This window comes from Chryseobacterium sp. 2P, from assembly GCF_059579425.1.
The window spans coordinates 666,371-688,676 of the sequence record NZ_CM184194.1 but is presented as its reverse complement, the minus strand read 5'-3'; the positions used below and the strand labels follow the sequence as shown (position 1 = coordinate 688,676).

Here is a 22,306-nt window from a genome sequence, read left to right as displayed (position 1 = left end):
CTCCCAAACCCTAAAACTCTACAACTCTCACACACTAAGACACTCAAACCCTCAAACTCTACAACTCTCTCACCATAAAGACTCTACAAGTAAATCACTTTCTCCTGTTTTGCACTTTCCACAGCCGCATCGATGATTTTCATATTTTTGATAATTTCTTCCGCAGGTGAAGGCAATGCGTATCCGAAAACGATAAATTCATAAATCTGCTGATAGTAATTCATGTAATTTCCCGGTTCGCTTGAAGTGAGAATTCTTTCAGTTTCTTTATTTTCATTTAGATAATTCAGAATTCCGTCGGTTTCCGTTAAAGGTTTTGTCCATTCTTCGCCATATTCCGGAACATCTCCTGCAACGAGCTCATTTTCCTGGTTATCGGTTCTTTCCTGCAAAAAACTTCCTTTTTCTCCGTGAACGGCATAAGCAAAATGCGCTTCTTTGGTGAATACCGAAGATTTCAGTCTTACCCTTAAATCATTCGGATAAAATAAAATAATTTCAAAATAATCATTGGCAAATTCTTTTCCTTTCATAGAAAAAACATCCGCAAAGAGTTTTTCGGGAAACCCAAAATACTGAACTGCCTGATCCACCAGATGCGATCCCAAATCATGCAGAGAACCCGAACCAACAGCTTCAGGATTTTCCTTATGTGCCTTTCCGCTTGGTTCGGTACGGAATCGGTCGAAACGGATTTCCACCTCCTTGATATTTCCGAGTTTTCCTTCATTGATGATTTTTTGTACCTGAAGATAATCGCGGTCAAATCTTCTGTTCTGATAAACGCTTACAAATAATTTTTTCTCTTCCGCCAGTTTTGCCAGTTCTTCTGCTTCTGCAACATTTACGGTGAAAGGTTTTTCAACCACTACATTTTTTCCCGCTTCCAGTGCCATTTTTGCATATTCAAAATGTGTCTGTACCGGAGTATTCACAACCACGAGTTCGATATCGGCATTTTCAAGCATTTCTTCTACGGAACGGTAAATTTTTGCTTCAGGATATTTTTCTTTAGATTCTTCTTTACTTCTTTCCACAATTGCGGAAATAAAAAATCCCGGATGTTCTTTCAAAAACGGGGCATGAAAAACTTTTCCGCTCATTCCGAACGCACAAAGTCCGACTTTTACTAACTGCATAGATTTATTTTTTAACAAAGATATTTAATCTAAAGTTCTCATCCCTACTAAAATAAGGGAAAACACAATTTCTAAATTAAAGATTAATGATAAAAATCAGTTTATAATTTTTATTAATTCTAAATAATAATATACATTTGCACTTTATTTAAAACCACTCTAAATAACAATAGACTATCATGAAAAAGCAGCTAGCCACAATAGGATTAGTATTCGCAGCCCTTTCTTTGGACGCGCAGATGAAATATGTTGAAGCTGATACCATTAGAATCCAGACTATTGAAGACGTTAATCTTCATAAAACCGGAAATCCCAACAAGGCAAGACCATTATCTACCAAGTCTAATCTTACGATGATGGAAACTCCTCAGCCGATTGCGATTGTTACTCACGAAATTATCGAGCAACAGCAGGCAAAACAACTGAGTGATGTTCTGCAAAACGTAAACGGAATCTATGTAACTTCTTCCAGAGGAAATTCTCAGGACAGTTTCGGAGGACGTGGTTTCATTCTGGGAAATGATAATATTTTCAAGAACGGCTCCAGAGTTAACAGCGGCGTTTTCCCGGAAGTTAGCGGACTGGAAAGAGTGGAAGTTCTTAAAGGGGCAAATGCAATGCTGTACGGAAATACGGCTGCAGGTGGTGTTATTAATATGATTACTAAAAAGCCTAAATTCAACTTTGGCGGAAGCGTGGGGATGAATACGGGAAGCTGGAATTCTTATAAACCGACAGTGGATCTTTACGGTCCTCTTTCAAAAAATATTGCTTTCCGTGTGAACGGAGCGTATGAATATGCGGAAAGTTTCAGAGATGTGGTGCAGTCTGAAAAGTATTATTTCAATCCTTCGTTTTTATTTAATTTAAGCGACAGATCACAGATCATTGTTGAGGCAGATTATCTTAAAAATGATTTTACTCCGGACTTCGGAATCGGATCTATTACGCAGCGTGACGGATATACTTACCAGATGAATAATCTTCTTCCGAGAAATGCTTTTTTAGGAGCTGACTGGCAATATCAGAATGTAGAGCAGGTTACTACCAATGTTACCTTCAATCATCAGTTTAATGAAAGATGGTCTTTAAACGCTACGGTATCTTACCAGAATTACACGAAAGATTATTTTTCTACGGAAAGAGTTCAGTGGGGATACGAAAAATCAACTGACAGGCTTTTCTGGAAAAGACCTTTGAACAGAACGTATAACGAACAGAATTATACTTCGGCACAGGTAAATTTAAATGGTGAATTCAATACAGGAAAAATAAGCCATAAATTGTTATTCGGGGCAGATGCAGATTATGGAGTTGGAGATTCTTATACTTACTATAATCCAACCAACAGACTGGCTTACGGAAACAGCTATCTGTATGGAACCAACGGAAACAGCAATGGTATTCTTTATCTGGACAATCCTGATACCTGGGCAAACGGAAGTGCTCCTGCTGCTGAAAGGTTAGAGAAAAACAGAATTAATACGAGAAGAATCGGAGTGTATGCTCAGGATTTTATCAGTCTGACGAAAGAATTTAAAGTTATTGCAGGATTGCGTTGGTCTTATATTGAAAATATGCCCACGATCAATACTAAATTTAAAACCGTTACAAGCGGTTTAGTGAATCTGAATTCCACGACGGGAAAATCGCTGGTTAATAATTCATCGTCATCCGATCAGGCAATATCTCCGAAATTAGGTTTTGTTTATATGCCGAATGATAATTTTTCAGCATTTGCAACCTATACAAACTCTTTTGTTGCCAATGTAGGAAAATTAAGAGACGGAGAAGCTTTAACGCCTACGAATATCGATCAGTATGAAGTGGGTGCCAAAAAGAATTTATGGAACAATGCTTTGGCGGTTAATCTAACGGTTTACCAGATTTTATACAGAAATTATTATCAGAATGCATTGGATGATAAAGGAAATCCTGTAGATCCGACAGGACTTACCAAAGATTTTGCAGGAAAAATGAGAAGTCGCGGAGTTGAGCTTGATATTACAGGAAATCCAACAGAAAATTTATCCATTATCGGAGGTTTCTCTTATAACAATTCTGTATATCTGGATACTCCGGAAGCTTTCGGATATGTAGAAAACCAAAGACTGGTAAGAACTCCTGCAACTACTGCGAATGCTTCGGTATTTTATAAATTCACAAAATTCGTTCCGGGCTTGAAAGTGGGAGCCGGAGTATACTACATCGGAGACAGACTTGCCGGATGGAATGATACCAAAACAGGAGCTAACAGTTTGCAGCAGAGAAACGGGGTAAGCAGAATTTTCGAATTAAAAGATTATACTACGGTTTCTTTATCAGCAGGATATGACTGGAAGAAATTCTCTATTCAGGGGAAAGTCGGAAACCTTTTTGATGTAGAGAATTACACCGTTCACGAAAATTATTCCGTGAACCCGATTACGCCGAGAAACTACTATGTTACATTAACGTATAGGCTGTAAAAAAGAATCACAATAATTTCTTCATGTAAAGTGGGAATTGCAATTTTGCAGTTTCCACTTTTGAAATTTTAAAAACAAAAACAATATATATGGATAAGATTAAAGACACAAGAAGTTTTATGAGAATCACGCACCGTTATCTGGGCTATTTCCTTGCCGGAATAATGGCTGTTTACGCAGTAAGTGGTGTTTTGTTAATTTACAGAGACACCGATTTTCTGAAAAAAGAAAAAAAGTACGATAAAGTTGTAGAAAAAAATCTTGATGAAAAAGCATTAGGAAAAGAATTGAGAATTAAAGGTCTTGAGGTTGAAAAAACAGAAGGAACAGTTTTAAAATTTAAACAGGGAACTTATGATGCTGCTACAGGACAGGCAAAATACACGAAGAAAGAACTGCCATTTGTACTGGATAAAATGACGAAACTTCATAAATCGCAGTCTAAAGACAGGCTTTCTCCTTTAAATGCTTTCTTTGGATTTTCTCTTTTCTTTTTTGTGATCTCAAGTTTCTGGATGTTTAATCCTAAAAGCAAAGCTTTCAAAAGAGGTATTATTTTCACCGTTGCAGGTCTTGTAGTGTCGGTTATTTTGCTTTTAGTATAATTTTAAAGCTAAAAAAAGCTCCTTTCCATCGGCATTTCATAAGAGTTATACCTTATTTGTTATTATCATGATTTCACTACCTATTGATTAGAATGGCACATTTATTGATTTTCTGAAATCACAAATGATATAAACATTAAAATATTAAAATAATAAATTATGAAAAAGTTAATTTTTACAGGAATAATGGCAGTAGCCGGCTTGGCGGGAACAATGAATGCACAGATCCAGAAAGGAAACTGGTTGGTAGGTAGTAGCTTAATATCCAGTAATTTCGGTTTAAATACTGGTGGTGGTTATAACATTGCTATTCAGCCTAAAGGAGCATACTTCATTGAAGACAACGTAGCTGTCGGTGGTTATGTAGATTTAGGATTCAACAAGGTAACTAATGGTTCTCCTACAGAATTTACGTATGGAGTGGGTGCTTTAGGACGTTATTTTCTTTCTCCGGGAGAAAAAGGTGTAGATAACTTACTAAACCACGGACGTTGGTTCTTAGAAGGAAATGCAGGGATCGGAGGAAGATCTGTAGAAAATGCAGACTCTACAACAGGTTTCGATTTCGGAGTAGGTCCTGGTTATTCTTACTTCATTACCCCAAACATCGGTCTTGAAGGTTTAGTAAAATACAGAGGAAGAGCAGGATTTGGTAGCGAAGGTTTAAATTCGAATATTACATTCAATTTAGGTTTCAGCATCTACCTTCCTACATCTAAAGCAAAACAAATCGCAAATGATGTAAAGTAAGATTACGATCCAATCACTTCACATTCACATATACACTACAATTGAAATCGCCTCGAAGTTTTTCGAGGCGATTTTCGTACAAATTAAAACTAAACTATAAAAAATCAAATAAATCATGTATTCGGTTGTGGCGTATATCTCAGATACGGCTTTATTTCTTTCACTCCTTTCGGGAAAATTTTTCTGGCATCTTCCGTAGAAATCGCAGGTGGAACAATAACATCATCTCCGGCTTTCCAGTTAACAGGAGTAGCAATTTTATGGGAATCTACAAGCTGAAGAGAATCCAGAACCCTCAGAATTTCATTAAAATTTCTTCCTGTGGAAGCAGGATAAGTTATAATAAGCCGTACTTTCTTTTCCGGATCGATAATCAGTAAAGAACGAACGGTTGCCGTTGCAGAAGCGTTCGGATGAATAAAATCGTACAGTTCTGAAATTTTTCTGTCTTTGTCTGCAATAATCGGGAACTGTACTTCCGTATTCTGGGTTTCATTAATATCTTTAATCCAGTTCTGATGATCTTCTACTCCATCCACACTCAGCGCAATTACTTTGGTTCCGCGCTTATCAAATTCCTCCTTCAATTTCGAAGTATACCCAAGTTCTGTAGTACAGACCGGAGTATAATCTGCGGGATGCGAAAACAGAATTCCCCATGAATTTCCTAAATATTCGTAAAAATTAATATCTCCGGCAGAAGTTTCTGCCTGAAAATCGGGTGCGGTATCTCCTAGTTTAATTGACATAATATTTTGTTCTTAATAGTCTACAAATTTAGTAGAGTTTTTGGAACTGGCAAAATTTTTGTTTAAAAATTATATCTTTAACTAAAATTTTTTTTATTCATGGAGAAAAGTGGTCTAGGCTATATCGATGTTGTTTATAATGTAATACAGAACTGGTATCTGAAATTTGCAGAACTTACCCCAAAACTTATTGTGGGAATTCTGGTATTTTCTTTCTTTTTATTCACCAGTAAATATCTCAGTCAGGGCGCCGTAAAACTTTTCCACAAATTTTTTCCGAAAAGCAAAAAAGAAAGTTCACTGGTCACGTTAATCAGTGTATTCAGATTCCTGATTATGGTAATGGGAACTTTCATTGCACTGGAAATTATGGGTTTCAGCGGTTTTCTGTGGAAATTCATCGGAAGTTTAGGAGTTGCAGGGGTTATTGCAGGGGTTGCATTAAAAGATCTGGTGTCCAGTATATTTTCAGGAATGCTGATCGGAATAGATAAGGCCTTTAAAGTAGGAGATTATATTACGATAGGAACCCACTCCGGAACCGTACAGGAAATTGGTTTTTTAACAACGAAAATTATAACTGACGACGGGAAAAAAGCTTACATCCCGAATCAGGTGGTTTTTAATGCTCCGTTTTACAACATTACCGCATCACCTCAGCGAAGAATTATTTTAAATTTCGAAATTCCTGCCGATGAAGATATTTCTAAAGCACAGAAAGGAATGCTCGACATTATTAAAAATCTCGAAAATGTGGATAAACTGGATACTGCAGAAGTTATTTTTACAGATCTGAAACAGGGCGTTTTCAATATTCAGGCTAAATTCTGGATGAAGGTGGGCGCGAATATGGTTCAGCTCAAGAGCGAAGCTTATTTAAAGATCAAACAGCGTCTTGATGAGGACAGAATTCAGCTTGTTACTCCTACAAGTATCAGTATTACGAACGGAGATCATTTAATCAACGAAAATCAGGACTAAATAAAAAAAGCAACCGAATAGTGGTTGCTTTTCTGTTTTTATGAATCAGTAATTTATTTTTTAATGATTAATTTTTCTGTTATTTTCTCCCCGTTTTCAAAAACCAGAGAGATCACATAATTTCCGTTCATCAGATCATTAACTTTTACCTGAGTTTCACCCTGGAAATTTCCGCCTTTAATTAATCTGCCTGAAGCATCGTAAAGCGTATAATCTGCTTTCTGAGATGAATTTTTAAGTCTGATATTGACAACATCATGAGAAGGATTCGGATAAATCGAGAAGTTTCTCACGTTAGTTTCAGCCGTTGTAAGAACAGTCTGAGTAATAGAGAAACTCGATGTATTGAGTGCATAATAAATATTTCCCACCGCTTTTACCATAATTCTCGCAGACGAAACATTTTCATTTGGCATCGTAACATTAGCGGAACCATTATTCGGAACACTTGCTGCCAAAACAGTCGGGAACGTTAAGCCACCGTCTTTAGAAAGTAAAATAGATACGTTCTGTGTACTAATTGCTCCTGTACTTGTTCCTGCTACATTCCATGTTACGGGAACGGAAGTATTTCCATTATAATTTATTCCTGTCGTAGCCTGAGAAGTTACTTTAAACGGTCCGTCATTCGTTACGGTAACCACCATAACATCTCTTGCTGCCTGATTTCCTGTTGCTTTATTATCGTTTACCAACAAAGAAAAATTAAGAGTTCTGGCAACACCTGGAGTAACTTCCCATTTCGGGATAAGATTATTCGCTACCACCGAACTCAGCACGGGAAAATATCTTGACGGAGAAACAGTAGGAGTTAAAGAACGATAGACCGGTCCGGCTGTTCCTGTGGAAACCGGAGGCTGCGTATTGCTTGTATTGTCATACTGTTCCCAAAGGTAGGTTAAAGGATCTCCATCCGGATCTGTTCCTGTTCCCGTTAAGACAAAAGCAGTTCCCTGCGGAATGGTATAATCTGCTCCGGCATCAGCGGTAGGAACTCCATTGCTATTAGAATTTTTTACGGCGCAGTCTGAAGCTCTCTGCAAAACAGCGTACATTTCCAAAACGCTTGCCGCATGAAAGTAAGCATCACTGTTATTCTGAACATTATTGGTTGCTCCGCAGATCCCTGCATAAGCCATAATCGTAGATCCGCTTCCCGGTTCGAAAGCAGTCGCGTTATTGAAGTTACCAGCACATGAAGAAGTTGCCGCTCTGAATGTGTGGTTTGCTCCAAACTGATGTCCCATTTCGTGCGCAACATAATCGATATCGAAAGGATCTCCAATCGGAGCTCCGGAACCTGTAACGCCTCTTGCTTTACTGCCTGAAACACATACCACTCCCAATCCTGCCAAACCGCCGCTGTTTGTTCCGAAAACATGGCCAATATCGTAGTTCGCAGTTCCGATGACCGCCGTTGTATTGGTCTGGTTTTCGTTTATCATGCTACTTGGGTTTCCATTGGTAAAAGGATCTGTTGTCGCATTGGTATAAATCAACAGATTATTGTTCGCGATCATCATCATGGTTGTAGAGATCGTTTTTTCATAAATTCCGTTTACTCTGGTCATTGTTGTTGCCATTGCTGCCATTGCCAGAGCAACTGTTCCGCCATGAAATGTGGTATATTCCCCTGTCGCAGAGAGAGCGAGTCTGTATTTTCTGAACTGTCCGTCCGAAACCAGAGGAGCTTTATTGGCTGTTCCGTTATTTTTTAAGTTATCCAGTTCGTTTTCGACATGACATTCAAAAAGCCGGTCGTTTTTCGGAAGATCTTTTCTCTTGTATAAAATAAATGCAGAATTGTCTTTTGTGTAACTGTCGAGATAACTGATTTCCCAGTTATCAAAATACATGACACTGATTCCTGTAGAAGGGGTAACACTGAAACGGATTGTATTTTCGGGATGCTCTTTTTGCCAGCCTGTGTAAGAACGTATTTCAGGGAATTTCGCCTGTAGTTCCGGCTCCATTACAGAAGCTTCCTGAACGATGTAATCTCTTATTTTCCCGTCAGAATCCGGAAATTTAATCATAAGGCTTTCATCTCCCGAAAAACGCTGGGGTGCTTTTTTAAGATCGGATTTAATTTTTCCCAGATCAACTTGATATAGAGAAAAATTATTGGGAGTCGTCCATCTCGGGTTCAGATTTTCCCGTTCTGTTTTTGTTTCTTGTAGTTTCGACCAGTAGTTCTGCTGACCAAAAACCTGTGCTGCAATCAAAAGGCACGAGACGATAAAGGTTCTAGTTTTCATGACAGTAATTTTATATATTAGTATTGAATGGTGACTTTTTTAATAAGCAAATTTTCTTTTAGCTTTAATAAGATATCAGGCGGAATTCTGCTTTGTTCATTAAAATCCGGATTGCTGAATTCTTTCGCTTTTATGCAGAGGATATTTTTATCAAAAGTAATGGCTTCAATTAAAATATCATTGGAGTTTTTTAACTGAGGTTTTACAATAATATACGTTTCATCTTCGGTGATGGAAGGAACAGGCGAAAATCTGTTTCCTGTATTTTTCTGATGAATAATTTTAAAAATTTCATCCATCTTTTTCTGAGAATTAATCACAATAAAATCTTTCTGAATTAAAGAAAAAGGATAATGGTTTTTATCTTCGAACTGAATTTCTTTTCCGTGAGATAGGAAGTAATGGCTGACAATTTGAGATTGACAAGTAAGAAATAAAAAGAGAAAAAAGGATAAACGCAGTCTCATTTTTAAGCCTTTCCTGTAAAGATAACAATTTTAAAATGAATAACTTATTTAATTATATCACTTTCTTTATTTTGAGTTATCTATTTTTTGAAGATGTGTCTTTCATTATTAAACTATCCTTTTTCGAAATTTTCGCACAGGAATCGTTTTCGTTTATTTTAGCCTCGCCTATGACATAATTTTTATTTTCAGGGATAGAATCTTCTTCCATCATCACAAGACCTGTCGTTGCGTAAGATTCTTCTTTTTGTTTTGAGCAGCCCGTTAAAAATAAAATAACGGAAAGAAGAGTTAATACGATTCTGCTATTCTGAAAATGCACAGGAATATGTTTAAAGAATTGAGCTCTTATCTTTTCAGATTGATTACCTGTGTCCAACTGATGATTATAAAATCTTCCGCAGATTTCTTCATCTTGCTTTTCATCGATGATTTGTAGAATTTCGTTGGGCTGTTTCTGTGTAAAATCAATCACACATTTATTGCAGACGGAACAGAATCGTCCTTTTTCCTGCGGAGACATCATTTCCCAGCTTTCTGAACACGGTTTCGGAATTTGTATGTTTTTCATGGTATATTAAATTTTTTCAGCTACAAATTACAAAAGATATTTAATTTGATTAAAAAAAGAAAAAACCGTTCCAAAAAATGAAACGGTTTTAATGTATTTTAAAAATTTCAGTCTTATGCTAAAACTTCTTTTACTTTGTTTGCAGCTTCTTCCAAAGTAATTGCAGAGTGAACCGGAAGACCAGACTCGTCAATTAATTTTTTAGCTTCAACAGCGTTAGTTCCCTGTAATCTTACGATCAATGGAACAGGAAGGCTGCCCATTGCTTTGTAAGCGTCTACAACTCCCTGAGCAACTCTGTCGCATCTTACGATACCTCCGAAGATATTAATTAAGATTGCTTTTACATTTGGATCTCTTAAGATGATTCCGAAAGCCGTCTGTACTCTTTGTGCATCTGCTGTTCCACCTACGTCAAGGAAGTTTGCAGGGTTACCACCTGATAATTTGATGATATCCATTGTTGCCATTGCAAGACCTGCTCCGTTTACCATACAGGCAACGTTACCGTCTAATTTTACGAAGTTAAGACCCGCTTCACCAGCTTCTACATCCATTGGATCTTCTTCTCTTGTATCTCTAAGCTCAGCTAAATCTTTGTGACGGAACAATGAATTGTCATCCAAAGTTACTTTAGCATCTACAGCGATAATTTTGTTATCAGAAGTTTTCAACACAGGGTTGATTTCGAAAAGAGATGCATCAATTCCTGTGTACGCATTGTATAGAGAACCGATGAATTTTACGAATTCTTTGAAAGCATTCCCTTCAAGACCTAAGTTGAAAGCAATTTTTCTAGCCTGGAATCCCTGAAGACCTAAAGCAGGATCAATGATTTCTTTGTGGATCAAATGAGGCGTTACTTCAGCAACGTGCTCAATGTCCATCCCACCTTCAGTAGAATATACGATTGTATTTTTACCTTCAGCTCTGTCTAAAAGAATAGAAACATAAAATTCTTTAGTTTCCGTTTCTCCCGGATAATATACATCCTCTGCAACCAAAACAGAATTTACTTTTTTACCCTCAGCAGAAGTCTGTGGAGTTACCAACTGCATTCCGATGATGTTCTGAGCGTTTTCTTTAAGTTTATCCATGTTTGGAGAGAACTTTACACCACCCCCTTTACCACGGCCACCTGCGTGGATCTGAGCTTTTACAACCCATCCCTGTGCACCTGTTTCAGCAGTTAGTTTTTCAGCAGCAGCTACAGCTTCATCTACGTTGTTTGCAACGAAACCACGTTGGATAGCTACTCCATACTTTGATAAAATCTCTTTTGATTGATACTCGTGAAGATTCATATTATTTTTATTATTTTATTTTAATAGTTAAAGGTTGACAAATTTAATAAAAACAGATGAATTATCAACTTTTATTTTAAAGAAAGCAATGTCTGTAAGGATGCTTTTTATCAGTTTAATAAAATGTAAATTACCCCAAAATTATATTGTAAATTTGCCCTTCCTAAAATGTTGTAACCAAAGGTAACTGTACTTATTTTCCGAAAATATTTTTAAAAATTTTACCGAAAAAACCTTCCTTCTTTGTTGTGACATTCTTAACAGGTTCTTTTTCATCAGTCGAAAAATCAATTTTTATTTCATTAAAAATCTGCGCTCTGTAACTCACTCTGGCAACACTTTGAAACTTTTCTCTGGAAATACTGGAAACCGAATCTTTCTCTCCGTTTTCAAAATTATCTATTTCTATATAATACTCCAATCCCTGCAATGCTTCGTTTAAAAGGTTTTTTACTTCATTATTCGTTTCTGCCCTGTTATCGAATAATCTTCCCAATACTTTAATTCTTTCTCTTCCCAGATTCATCAGATAAATTTCAAACTTATCTTTAAGAAGAATCTGCATTTCATTTTCTGCCGCGTTAAATTCAAAGTCAGGATTGTGTTCTACTTCCATATTAAAGGCCATCAGAACCGCCAGAAAAGTAAAATTCAGGATTTCACCATTGATACCGCCTTTATCAGTAAAAAAAGTTCTGGTGAAAGGATAAAAATGCCATGAATCATATTGAGGATCAATTGCATGAAGCAGTTTCATGTGTGCGGAATGAAAAACATCTTCATTTTTGGTTTTCACACCATTCTGTATCACAAAACCATTTGAAGCACATCTTCCTCCGAAACAATCTACTTCCACATACACCACTTCCAGATCTCCGTTCTTCTTAGAAAATTCAAGCGCATGATTTTCAGATTCAGAATAATAGTCTTCAACCTCATCCTGATCTCTGAAGAACTGATCCGGAAACTGTTCAAAAGAATATTCCTTAAATTTGTTATTCGCCTGACAGACAATTCCTCTAAAGGGTGTAAAGAACTCTCTGATATTGTAAAACTTAAAATGTTCGGTCAACCTATTTTTCAGATCTTCCTTCTCAGATTCTTCATTAATTTTGATAATAATATTGTACGTTTTGTAACTCATGTGTTATTAATTTTAAATCTCAAAGATGCATTGATTTTATTAACAATCAAAATCCAGGAATACTGATTATTGAAAAAAGCTGTTCATTTAAAATTCCCCAGTTTAAAGAATCATTTTTAAACTTTTACTGAATATTTTTATTTAGCAAGAAGAAACTCCAAAGGCTTCGAAAGTCTTTTTGCCCATGCTTCCTCGCTGTGATTTTCACCGGGAAAGTATAACGTTTTCCAGTTCTTTTCAGAGTAACCGTGTTTTCTGATAATTGCATCCGCTTTTTTCTGAATTTCAGGATACAATGCATCCAAAGTCTGATCTCCGCAGTCAAAATAGATTTTGTGGTTTTTGGGATCGGATAAATTTTTGTCTAAATAGCGTAAAGCAGACTCAGGAAAAGGATTATTTTCATTGGTAAAAGTTCCGGTCCAGTGTGTGGAAAGGCAGGCTGCTCCGCCAAAAATCTGAGGATATTCGCAAATGGCATACATGGAGATCAGTCCGCCCATGCTGCTTCCAGCAATAAAAGTATGAGATCTGTCTTTAAAGGTTGAATATTTTTTATCAATAAGAGGTTTCAGTTCCTTCACCAAAAACTTTAAATAATTGTCTGAATTGGGAGAAAACTTTTCATTGGCTCTTCCTGCTTTTTTCAACTGATGATTAACGGTATCTTTTTCCACTACGGATAAAGTTTCAAAAGGTTTCTGCGGAAAATAATCGAAATGCCTCATTTTGGAATCATTCCACACTCCTACAACAATGGTGTTCTGTATTTTTTTTGATTTAATCAGTTCCGCAACAGTTTCATCCACATTCCAGGACTGTTTATTCCACGTGAGATCAGAATCGTAAAGCATTTGTCCGTCCTGCATATACAGAACTGCATATTTCTTAGATGCTGAATAATTTTCAGGAAGCCATACATCGATGTTTCTCGGTGTTGCAAACTGAGATTTAAAATCCGATATTCTTTCAATCTTTCCGCTGCTCACTTTCGGAATCTGCGCCTGAACTACGGAAAATAGAACAACCACAACAATTAGCAAAAATCTATACATCGTTTATAATTTATCACAAAGATAATTTTTAATGAGAGATCATTGAACTTTTCTATGGAGAATCCATTTCATAGAAATTACAATACGATAGTATTACTATTATAAATAATATTAAAACATTTTTCGGTATATATTTTGCTATCAAAAAATATAGTTATTTAATACATCATGGAATTTCAGGTAAAATTTAAAGTCAACGAACACCTTTATCTTAAAGATCCCGAAAACAGCGAGATCGGACGTGCCATTGTCAAAAATTCAATAGAACTGATCTACGAGACCGGTTTTGAAAGTTTTACTTTTAAAAAACTAGCCCAAAAGATCAACTCTACAGAGGCAACGGTTTACCGGTATTTTTCTTCAAAGCATAAACTTCTTACCTATATTCTCAATTGGTACTGGTCTTACATCGAATTCATTTCCAAACTGAGGCTTCAGGAAATCAGGGAACCTCAGCAAAAAATGGAAAAAATCCTCGAAATCATCACGCATAATGATGAAACTGATGATAAAATAGAAGATTATGATCTTACAAAACTTCACAACATCGTTATTGCAGAAAGCAGCAAAGCTTATCTGGTAAAAGAAGTGGACGAAATCAATAAAGAAATGGTTTTCAGTCCTTTAAAAAGTCTTTGCGCATTTATCGGAGACATCATTGCAGAAGCAAAGCCGGATTTCCCTTATCCGAAATCATTTGCAAGCACTCTACTGGAAACCGCTCACGATCAGCAGTTTTTCAGCGAACATCTTCCGAAACTTACCGACAATCATATCAATAAAATAGATCACAAAAAGTATGTTTTGGATTATCTGCGTTTTATCACCTTCAACCTTATAAAATAATAAGACTCAAATGGAAACTTCTCCCAAACAGCACGGTTACAACCTTTTCAAATACGTTACAAAGGAAAAGAAAGATGTCACCAATATTTATTTTTATGCCATCCTGAATGGTCTTGTTCAGTTGAGCGTTCCGCTTGGAATACAGTCTATCGTCAGCTTTGTAATGGGAGCTACAATGGCAACTTCTATTTATATTCTGATCGCTTTTGTAGTTCTGGGAACCTGGCTTGTCGGCTATTTCAGACTGAAAGTAATGCAGATCATCGAAAAAATTCAGCAGAAAATTTTTGTTGAATTTTCCCTTGCTTTTGCCGAAAAACTTCCGAAAGTGAATCTTTCAGCGACACGAAAATATTATCTTCCCGAACTGGTTAATCGTTTTTTCGACACCCAGAATCTCCAGAAAGGAATTTCTAAAATTTTACTTGAAATTCCGACCGCGCTCATCCAGATTTTATTCGGAATCCTTCTTCTTTCCTTTTACCATCCGTGGTTTTTGGTGTTCGGAGCTTTGGTGGTGATTTGTGTAGTCATTATTTTCAGATTTACCATGGAAAGCGGAATTAAATCCAGCATCGAAGAGAGCGATAAAAAGTATGAGGTAGCTTCCTGGATTGAAGATATTGCAGCTTCCATTAAGACCTTTAAGCTGAATTCCAAAACAGAAGCACATCTTTCAGGAACCGACGAAAGAGTGGTAAAATATCTCGATGACCGAACTTCTCACTTCCGCGTTCTGGTTTTCCAGTATAAAACTATTATTGCTTTTAAAGTGGTGATTACTTTGGTGATGCTTGTGATCGGGACTTACCTTTTGGTGAATCAGCAACTGAACATCGGAGCGTTTATCGCTACGGAAATCGTTGTTCTGAGCATTATGTCTGCTGTGGAAAAGCTTATCATCAGTCTGGAAAGTTATTATGACGTGATTGCAGCTTTAGCAAAACTGAATAAAGTGACCACGCTTCAGGAAGAAAAATTCGGGGAAATTACCTTCGATCAGAACAATGATGGTTTTGAAGTTGAATTTAAAGACGTAAATTTTGCTTTCAATGATCATCACAGGATTCTGGAAAACATCAATTTTAAGATTCCGGAAAATAGTTTAACCGTCATTTCGGGGCAGCTCGGCGCAGGAAAATCTTTACTGCTGAATATGATGACCGGATTTTACGATCCGACTTCCGGAAGTATTTTATTTGATAAAATCCCTTTGAAAAATATTGATAAAGTATCGCTCAGAAGCCAGATCGGGATGTATCTGGAAGACATGACGATCATTAAAGGAACGGTTTACGAAAACATCACTCTCGGACAAAATGAAACCTCCGCAGAACAGATTCTGGAAATTGCAGAAGAAATAGGCATCGAAGATTTCTCCAGTCAGTTCAGCAACGGATTTTTCACCAACGTCAGCGAAACCGATACGGAAATTTCGTTCAGTTCCAAAAAGAAAATTCTTCTCCTGAGAGCTTTGGCAGGCGAACGAAGATTATTAATCCTTGAAGATCCTTTAGATGGAATGAATGATATATTTAAAACTAAAATGACGGAATATCTTTTAAAACTAAAAGAAAAAACCACCATTATCATTGTTTCAGAAGATAAAAATCTTATTCTGGAAGCCGATCAGCATCTTCAGGTAGAAGACGGAAATGTGAAAAAATTATTTAACAAAAACTAAAAGAGATGGAACTGCAGTCAGTCAATAAAATATACCACATCCACAGAAAATCAAGGGTTAAAAGATGGTTTCTTTTCATCCTGATTGGCGGAATTATCACTCTGTTTTTACCGTGGACACAAAATATTAAGGTAATGGGAAATGTGAGTACGCTTTATCAGGAACAGCGTCCACAACAACTAAATTCGCCGATTCCCGGAAGAATTATCAAATGGTATGTGAAAAACGGGGATTATGTAAAAAAAGGCGATACTTTGCTTCAACTTTCCGAAGTAAAAGAAGATTATCTGGATCCGCTTTTGGTGAAAAGAACCGAAATGCAGGTAGAAGCCAAAAAAGGCGTTAGAGACTATTACGAAGCCAAAGTTGGAACCACCAATAGCCAGTTGCAGGCTTTAAATTCCGCAAGAGATTTAAAACTAAATCAGCTTAAAGTGAAAATCAGTCAGCTCAATAATAAATTAGCCGGAGAAGAAGCCGAACTGGAAGCAGCAAAAAACGAGTTGAGAATGAGTTCCGACCAATACGAAAGACAGAAGAAAATGTACGATGAAGGTTTGGTTTCGCTTACGCAATTCCAGCAGAGAAGTGTTTCTTATCAGAATGCTTTAGCCAAAAAAACGGCAACCGAAAATAAGTTGGCGCAAACACGGCAGGAAATTGTGAATGTAAACATCGAACAGAATGCTACCATTCAGGATTATAATGAGAAACTGAGCAAAACGGAAGGAGAACGTTTCCAAAGTATGGGACAAATTGAAGGAAGCGACGGCGATATTGCGAAACTTGAAAATCAGGTTGCGAATTACAAAGCAAGACAAGGTTTGTATTTCGTGATCGCTTCTCAGGACGGACAGGTTGTACAGATCAATAAAGCCGGAATCGGGGAAATCCTGAAAGACGGTGAAAGCATCGGAATTATTGTTCCTGAAAAAGTAGATTACGCTGTTGAAATTTACATTAAACCTGTCGATTTGCCTCTGGTAAAAGAAGGACAGCGTGTAATGTGTATTTTCGATGGTTTTCCGGCAATTGTCTTTTCTGGTTGGCCGAATTCCAGCTACGGAACTTTTGCAGGAAAAGTAATCGCGGTAGAAAACAACATCAGCGCAAACGGAATGTTCAAAGCCTTGGTAATTCAGGATAAAAATGAAAAACAATGGCCTCCGAAAATTAAAATGGGAACCGGAGTTCAGGGAATTGCGATTCTTAATGACGTTCCGATCTGGTACGAATTATGGCGAAACATCAACGGATTCCCTCCCGATTATTATGAAGTAAAAACCGAAAAATCTGCAAAAGATGAAAAGTCTAAAAAATAATCTGACTTATCGTTACAGGCAATATTCAGAAATCAATAAATGGAGTTTATTTTTTATCAATAGTGTCGGGCTTTAGCCCGATATCAACAGGGACGTTTTACACAGGCTTTAGCCGAAATTTAAAACAGGCTTTGACTAAAGCCAACTAAATCGTTCTATTTGTGAATGGGCTAAAACCCTACCTTATTGATAATTTCAAATTTTACTAATTTGTATAAACTCTAACAGTAGAAGCGGTTTAGTTCATAGATTCTTCGACAAGCTCAGGATGACATTTCTAATACTAACTGATTTATTTAAATACTGTCAGGATGAGCTCAGTTTATAGTGAGCTTGTCGAACTATAGAAGCCTTTTTTATTAAAAATAAAATTAAAAAAACAACGAAAAACTCATAATAAAACTTTGTTTATGAATTACTTACAATTTATTCTTGAGTATTTTTTCCACAATAATGGTGCAGCCCGACCTGAGTGGAGCTCTTTTGTGAGGAGGAACGACGAGCAAAAAGCGGGAACGGAGGGCGGAATAGCTGCCCAAATAAATAGAAATATGAATGTTGCTTATGCTAAAAAAATAGTTACCACACTTCTCATTCTGTTGTGTGTTCAGTTTTCGTCTGCGCAGGATTCTCTGAAACTTTCGCATCAGGAATTTCTGAATATTGTAAAAAATTATCATCCGTTAGCTTTTAAATATCAGCTTCAGAATAAAATTGCCAATGCTGAAATTACCAAGGCGAGAGGAAATTTTGATCCGGTACTCGCAGGAAAACTGGGAGAGAAAAATATTGACGGAACAAAATATTACGAACAGAGAAATCTAGAACTCGGCATTCCAACGTGGTACGGAATCGACCTTACCGGAAGCTACAATTATCTGGATGGCGAAAAACTGAACAGCAGCGAAACAAAAGGAGGTTTATACCAATTCGGAGTTACAATTCCTTTGGCAAAAAATCTTCTGTATGATAAAAGAAGAGCCATGCTGGATCAGGCAAAATTCGGATTGAAAATGACAGAAGCAGAACAGACCGTTCTCACCAATGAACTTCTTTTGGATGCTGAAAATACGTATTGGGAATGGGTGAAAAATTATGAGATCTACAAATTGCAGAAATCTGCGGTAGAAATTAACCGAAAAAGACTCGAACTTACCAAAAAGACGTACGAGTTTGGAGAAAGACCGGCAATAGATACGGTGGAAGCCTCTTCGCAACTGCAGAGTTTTGAGCTTCAGGAAAGAGATGCTTATTTAAGTTTTGTGAAAAGTACGCAGGAACTTCAGATGTACCTCTGGAAAGAAAATCAGGAGTTTTATGAAATTTCAAAGCTTATTTTTCCGTCTTCGAATCTTGATGAGCATTCCGGATATACCGATTATGAATTTCTGGTGCAAAATTTAGAATCGAAACAGCTACAGAATCACGCTTCACTGGAATATTATTTTCAGAAGCAGAATATCCTCGAAAGTGAAAAAAGACTGAAATGGCAAAGCTTCCTTCCGAAACTGGATTTTACGTATAATTTTTTCAATAAAGAAAATTACCGTGTCGATTTTCTTCCTTTGTTTGATAATAATTTTCAGTACGGACTGAAATTGGAGATTCCCATATTTCAGAGACAGGCAAGAGCAGATTATGAAATTGCCAAGCTGAAGATTTCTCAAAACCAGCAGGATTCTCAGCTTAAAACGCGTGAACTGAGCACGAAAATTGAAACCTATAAAAATGAAGTGAATAATTATTTCACCCAGATTGATATTTCCACAAAAAATCTGAATAATTACCAAAGGCTTCTAAATGCGGAGGAAACGAGGTTCAGCAATGGGGAAAGTTCTTTGTTCCTGATCAATTCCAGAGAAAATAAATTATTGGATGCGAGAGAAAAAAACATTGAGCTGAAAGCCAAATTCCTGAAAAGCTACAATAAACTGAAATGGCTGAATGAAAATTTTTTGAGGTAATAAAAAAGGAATTCTGACTGCAGAATTCCTTTTTTAATTTATTTTAAGATAAAATGATTTCTATGTTTTTGATTGATTGTGTTTATTAATTTACCGCAAAGGCATACAAAGAAATTTCATTTTTGGGAATTATTTTAAGAAAAACTAAGGCACTTTGTTTAGTAAAGAAATACAAAGTTTTGTATTTCTTTGATAAGTTTTACGCCTTTGTTTAACTTAAATATCTGAAAAATGAAGAATTAAACTCTTGTCTAACCTTGCGATTCATTAAATTTTATCTAAAACTGAAGTTTCTTTATTTTTAAGCTTTCATCTTCACGAAGTAAAAGATCAGCAGCGTCCAGCTCAGGATCATCAATAATCCTCCAAGCGGAGTAATCGGTCCGAGAAATTTCAGATTCATTCCGAAATAATCCTGCATACTCAATCCATAAATACTGAATGAGAAAAGCATTGTCCCGAAAATCATAAACCACGAAATCCAGTTTTCTGTTTTGGTTTCAAATTTTAAAATGTAGCCTGCAATTAAAAGAAAAAATGCAGCATACATTTGATATCTCACTCCCGTTTCAAAACTTTCCAGTCTTTCCACAGATAATATTTTCTTCAAAGCGTGTGCTCCGAAAGCTCCCAGAATAACAGAAAGCATCCCGTAAACAGCACCGAAAATTAATGTTATTGTTTTCATTTATAATTATTTCTAATATTCTCTAACCATGATTGTAATTCCGCTTAAAACAAAATAGTCATCTTTTATCTGGGGCTTAATCAGTAAATTTTGTTCATACACAAGTAAAGCACAAAAAACATTAAACTCTTCATTATCTCCTGTTGTTGTGACCTCTTTCACTTTTCCATCAGCATCAATAAGCATTGATATAGTTGAAAAATATTGAAAGTTATGAGTTTCAAAATATTTTGAATATTTGTTTTTACACTGTTCAGTAATTAAGGTTTTAACAAATTTAAAAATAGACTCAGGGCTATTCTTGTCAAATTTGTAATTCCGATTATTTTTAATAACATTTTTTTTAATGAGTTTCTCATTATCCCTTATATTCTCTAACAGCTTTTTCAATTCTTTTAATCTAAGCTTCTCTCCCTTAGACAAAATATCAAGAGCTTCTCTTTCTTCTTTTTCTATTTTAAAAGCGTATTCTAGTCTTTTTTCTGATGGCAGATTATCATGTATCTTTCTAAAATCTTGTACTTTATTTATATAAGGACGTAATTTGTAATCATATTTCTGATATATTTTGGCTAAACTAAATTTTATGTCAGAATTTTTATTTTGGCTAAAAACATTTAAAGAAATAATTAAAAATAAAAAAAAACCTCCTTTTTTTATTAGATTTTTATACAATTGAAATAATAATTTCATTCAATTATCCCTTAATCTGTTAAACTCATTGATCACTTCATGATGACTCACGGTTTTGTCCTTGAAATATGTCACAAAGTGCTGCTTTTCTTCTTCTGTCGCGCCTAACTGGTTTAAAATATTCAGCAGATGCATTTTCATATGCCCTTTTTGAATTCCAGTCGTCACCAAAGATCGTAACGCTCCAAAATTCTGAGCTAATCCGGAAACCGCCAAAATACTCATTAATTCCTGAGCCGAAGGTTTTCCAAGAAGAGCTAAAGAGAACTTTACCAAAGGATGAAGATTCGTTAAACCGCCAACAACACCTACCGAAATCGGAAGATCGATCCAGAATCTGAAAATTCCGTTGTCTGTTGTACAGTGCGTAAGAGAAGAATATCTCCCATTTCTCGCTGCGTAGGCGTGAGCACAGGCTTCCGTTGCACGAAAATCGTTTCCTGTTGCAATAACAACCGCATCTACTCCATTCATAATTCCTTTATTGTGAGTGGTCGCACGGAAAGGCTCAATTTCAGCAATCGTTACCGCCTGTTTGAATTTCCATGCAAATTCTTCGTTGGAAATTCCGCTGTCGTCTTTCAGATCTTCGATTTTGCAGGAAACCTCAGCTCTTACGATACAGTCCGGAGTAAAATTGGACAGAATATTCATCACGATCTGCAAAGAATTTTTTTCTTCCTGAGAAAAATCCTCGCTTACCGCAACTTCCTGCTTCAGAGTTTTACCAAACTGTTCCAGACAGGAATTAATGAAGTTGGCACCCATCGAATCTACGGTGTCGAAACTTGCTTTCAACTGATAATAATTGGGCATTTCGGATGTTTTATCGACCAGTTTAATGTCTAAAATTCCACCACCGCGCTTTCTCATATTCGCTGTGATGTCTTCCGTTGCTTCCAGTAATTTTTTCTTCAGTTTAAAATTGAAAAAATGAAGCAGCTTATGAGATTCAACATTAAAAATAAAGTGGGTGTGTCCCAGTTTTTCGTTGTTGATGATTGTAGTTTTAAAACCTCCTTTATCAATCCAGAATTTTGCTGCCTTTGAAGCTGCCGCTACTACAGAACTTTCTTCCACTGCCATCGGAAGCGCAAACAGTTTTCCATCGATGAGGAAATTCGGAGCAATTCCGTAAGGCATATAGAAATTGGAAATGGTATTTTCAGAAAATTCGTCGTGAAGTTTCTGCAAATCAGCATTTTCGTTCCAGTATTGGTTTAATATATTTTGATATTCTTCGTTTCCTTCAAGATACTCATTTACGAGCCAGTCGATTTTCCCCTGTTTTGTTAATTTGGAAAAACCTTCAACGGGTTTATGATTCATAACATAAATTTAATGAGCGTAAATATACTAAATTTGTCACTTTAAACTGTTGATAACTTCTATCAAAAAAGATTGACATTTATCAATTTTGGAATTAAATTTGAACGGAAAATATAAAATTTTAAATCTAATTAAGTTTATTTTTTAAACACTTAAGTCACATTAGAATTAAATTAAATGAACTAAAAAATAAGACACATCAGTTTTAAAAAATCAAAGACTTTTATCATCTGAATATTTTCTTGAAATTTAATGTGATTTATGGATAATAGAAATCAGTAAAAAAAGA

At 36.2% G+C, this 22,306-nt stretch carries 19 protein-coding genes; 8 read left to right on the top strand and 11 right to left on the bottom strand.

The annotated features are described in order from the left end of the window. Positions 1-83 precede the first annotated feature (83 nt). The gene (locus AC52CF_RS03005) at positions 84-1,139 is read right to left on the bottom strand and encodes a Gfo/Idh/MocA family oxidoreductase (RefSeq protein WP_496517830.1); all 1,056 of its coding nucleotides are present in this window, start codon (positions 1,137-1,139) and stop codon (positions 84-86) included. A 179-nt stretch (positions 1,140-1,318) separates the two neighbouring features. Here AC52CF_RS03005 and AC52CF_RS03000 point away from each other — a divergent pair, with 179 nt between their 5' ends. From AC52CF_RS03000 to AC52CF_RS02990, 3 genes are all read left to right on the top strand, one after another. Then, positions 1,319-3,607, top strand: a complete 2,289-nt coding sequence (locus AC52CF_RS03000; protein ID WP_496517829.1) for a TonB-dependent siderophore receptor — start codon at positions 1,319-1,321, stop codon at positions 3,605-3,607. A gap of 89 nt (positions 3,608-3,696) precedes the next feature. Then, a complete protein-coding gene (locus AC52CF_RS02995) occupies positions 3,697-4,212 on the top strand; it encodes a hypothetical protein (RefSeq protein ID WP_343662666.1) in 516 nt (171 codons plus the stop codon). 159 nt (positions 4,213-4,371) lie between these two features. Continuing rightward, complete coding sequence (locus AC52CF_RS02990) at positions 4,372-4,962, top strand: hypothetical protein (protein WP_087712244.1); 591 nt, start codon at positions 4,372-4,374, stop codon at positions 4,960-4,962. A gap of 113 nt (positions 4,963-5,075) precedes the next feature. On the opposite strand, the gene AC52CF_RS02985 is transcribed toward AC52CF_RS02990, so the two are convergent. After that, the gene (locus AC52CF_RS02985; RefSeq protein ID WP_214590848.1) at positions 5,076-5,711 is read right to left on the bottom strand and encodes a peroxiredoxin; all 636 of its coding nucleotides are present in this window, start codon (positions 5,709-5,711) and stop codon (positions 5,076-5,078) included. A gap of 99 nt (positions 5,712-5,810) precedes the next feature. Here AC52CF_RS02985 and AC52CF_RS02980 point away from each other — a divergent pair, with 99 nt between their 5' ends. Continuing rightward, positions 5,811-6,692: a mechanosensitive ion channel family protein gene (locus tag AC52CF_RS02980; RefSeq protein WP_214590849.1), complete on the top strand. Its 882-nt coding sequence runs from the start codon at positions 5,811-5,813 to the stop codon at positions 6,690-6,692. Positions 6,693-6,745: 53 nt separating this feature from the next. Here the strand turns inward: AC52CF_RS02980 and AC52CF_RS02975 are convergent, their stop codons facing one another. The 6 genes from AC52CF_RS02975 to AC52CF_RS02950 all read right to left on the bottom strand — a co-directional run bounded on the left by AC52CF_RS02975 (position 6,746) and on the right by AC52CF_RS02950 (position 13,491). Next, positions 6,746-8,950, bottom strand: coding sequence for a reprolysin-like metallopeptidase (locus AC52CF_RS02975; protein WP_214590850.1), 2,205 nt, complete (start codon positions 8,948-8,950; stop codon positions 6,746-6,748). A gap of 17 nt (positions 8,951-8,967) precedes the next feature. Continuing rightward, positions 8,968-9,417, bottom strand: coding sequence for a hypothetical protein (locus AC52CF_RS02970; protein WP_214590851.1), 450 nt, complete (start codon positions 9,415-9,417; stop codon positions 8,968-8,970). A 76-nt stretch (positions 9,418-9,493) separates the two neighbouring features. Beyond that, the gene (locus AC52CF_RS02965) at positions 9,494-9,988 is read right to left on the bottom strand and encodes a hypothetical protein (RefSeq protein ID WP_214590852.1); all 495 of its coding nucleotides are present in this window, start codon (positions 9,986-9,988) and stop codon (positions 9,494-9,496) included. Between the two features lie 113 nt (positions 9,989-10,101). Continuing rightward, positions 10,102-11,292 (bottom strand): ADP-forming succinate--CoA ligase subunit beta, encoded by a 1,191-nt coding sequence (sucC, locus tag AC52CF_RS02960; RefSeq protein ID WP_076390839.1) that lies wholly within the window; start codon positions 11,290-11,292, stop codon positions 10,102-10,104. A gap of 193 nt (positions 11,293-11,485) precedes the next feature. Continuing rightward, entirely contained in the window at positions 11,486-12,436 is a 951-nt protein-coding gene (locus tag AC52CF_RS02955; RefSeq protein ID WP_214590853.1) for a hypothetical protein, read from the bottom strand. Between the two features lie 137 nt (positions 12,437-12,573). Next, positions 12,574-13,491, bottom strand: a complete 918-nt coding sequence (locus AC52CF_RS02950; RefSeq protein WP_214590854.1) for an alpha/beta hydrolase — start codon at positions 13,489-13,491, stop codon at positions 12,574-12,576. 168 nt (positions 13,492-13,659) lie between these two features. Here AC52CF_RS02950 and AC52CF_RS02945 point away from each other — a divergent pair, with 168 nt between their 5' ends. The 4 genes from AC52CF_RS02945 to AC52CF_RS02930 all read left to right on the top strand — a co-directional run bounded on the left by AC52CF_RS02945 (position 13,660) and on the right by AC52CF_RS02930 (position 19,307). Then, on the top strand, positions 13,660-14,337 hold the full coding sequence (locus tag AC52CF_RS02945; RefSeq protein WP_214590855.1) for a TetR/AcrR family transcriptional regulator: 678 nt from the start codon (positions 13,660-13,662) through the stop codon (positions 14,335-14,337). 10 nt (positions 14,338-14,347) lie between these two features. After that, on the top strand, positions 14,348-16,021 hold the full coding sequence (locus AC52CF_RS02940) for a peptidase domain-containing ABC transporter (protein WP_496517828.1): 1,674 nt from the start codon (positions 14,348-14,350) through the stop codon (positions 16,019-16,021). 5 nt (positions 16,022-16,026) lie between these two features. Further along, entirely contained in the window at positions 16,027-17,343 is a 1,317-nt protein-coding gene (locus tag AC52CF_RS02935; RefSeq protein ID WP_496517827.1) for an HlyD family secretion protein, read from the top strand. A 410-nt stretch (positions 17,344-17,753) separates the two neighbouring features. Beyond that, the gene (locus tag AC52CF_RS02930; RefSeq protein ID WP_496517826.1) at positions 17,754-19,307 is read left to right on the top strand and encodes a TolC family protein; all 1,554 of its coding nucleotides are present in this window, start codon (positions 17,754-17,756) and stop codon (positions 19,305-19,307) included. A 301-nt stretch (positions 19,308-19,608) separates the two neighbouring features. Here the strand turns inward: AC52CF_RS02930 and AC52CF_RS02925 are convergent, their stop codons facing one another. The 3 genes from AC52CF_RS02925 to AC52CF_RS02915 are packed head-to-tail and all read right to left on the bottom strand — an operon-like array spanning position 19,609 to position 22,017. Next, positions 19,609-19,995, bottom strand: coding sequence for a DUF423 domain-containing protein (locus AC52CF_RS02925; protein ID WP_288460199.1), 387 nt, complete (start codon positions 19,993-19,995; stop codon positions 19,609-19,611). Positions 19,996-20,007: 12 nt separating this feature from the next. Next, on the bottom strand, positions 20,008-20,688 hold the full coding sequence (locus AC52CF_RS02920) for a hypothetical protein (protein ID WP_496517825.1): 681 nt from the start codon (positions 20,686-20,688) through the stop codon (positions 20,008-20,010). Continuing rightward, complete coding sequence (locus tag AC52CF_RS02915; RefSeq protein WP_496517824.1) at positions 20,689-22,017, bottom strand: hydroxymethylglutaryl-CoA reductase, degradative; 1,329 nt, start codon at positions 22,015-22,017, stop codon at positions 20,689-20,691. Positions 22,018-22,306: the final 289 nt, after the last annotated feature.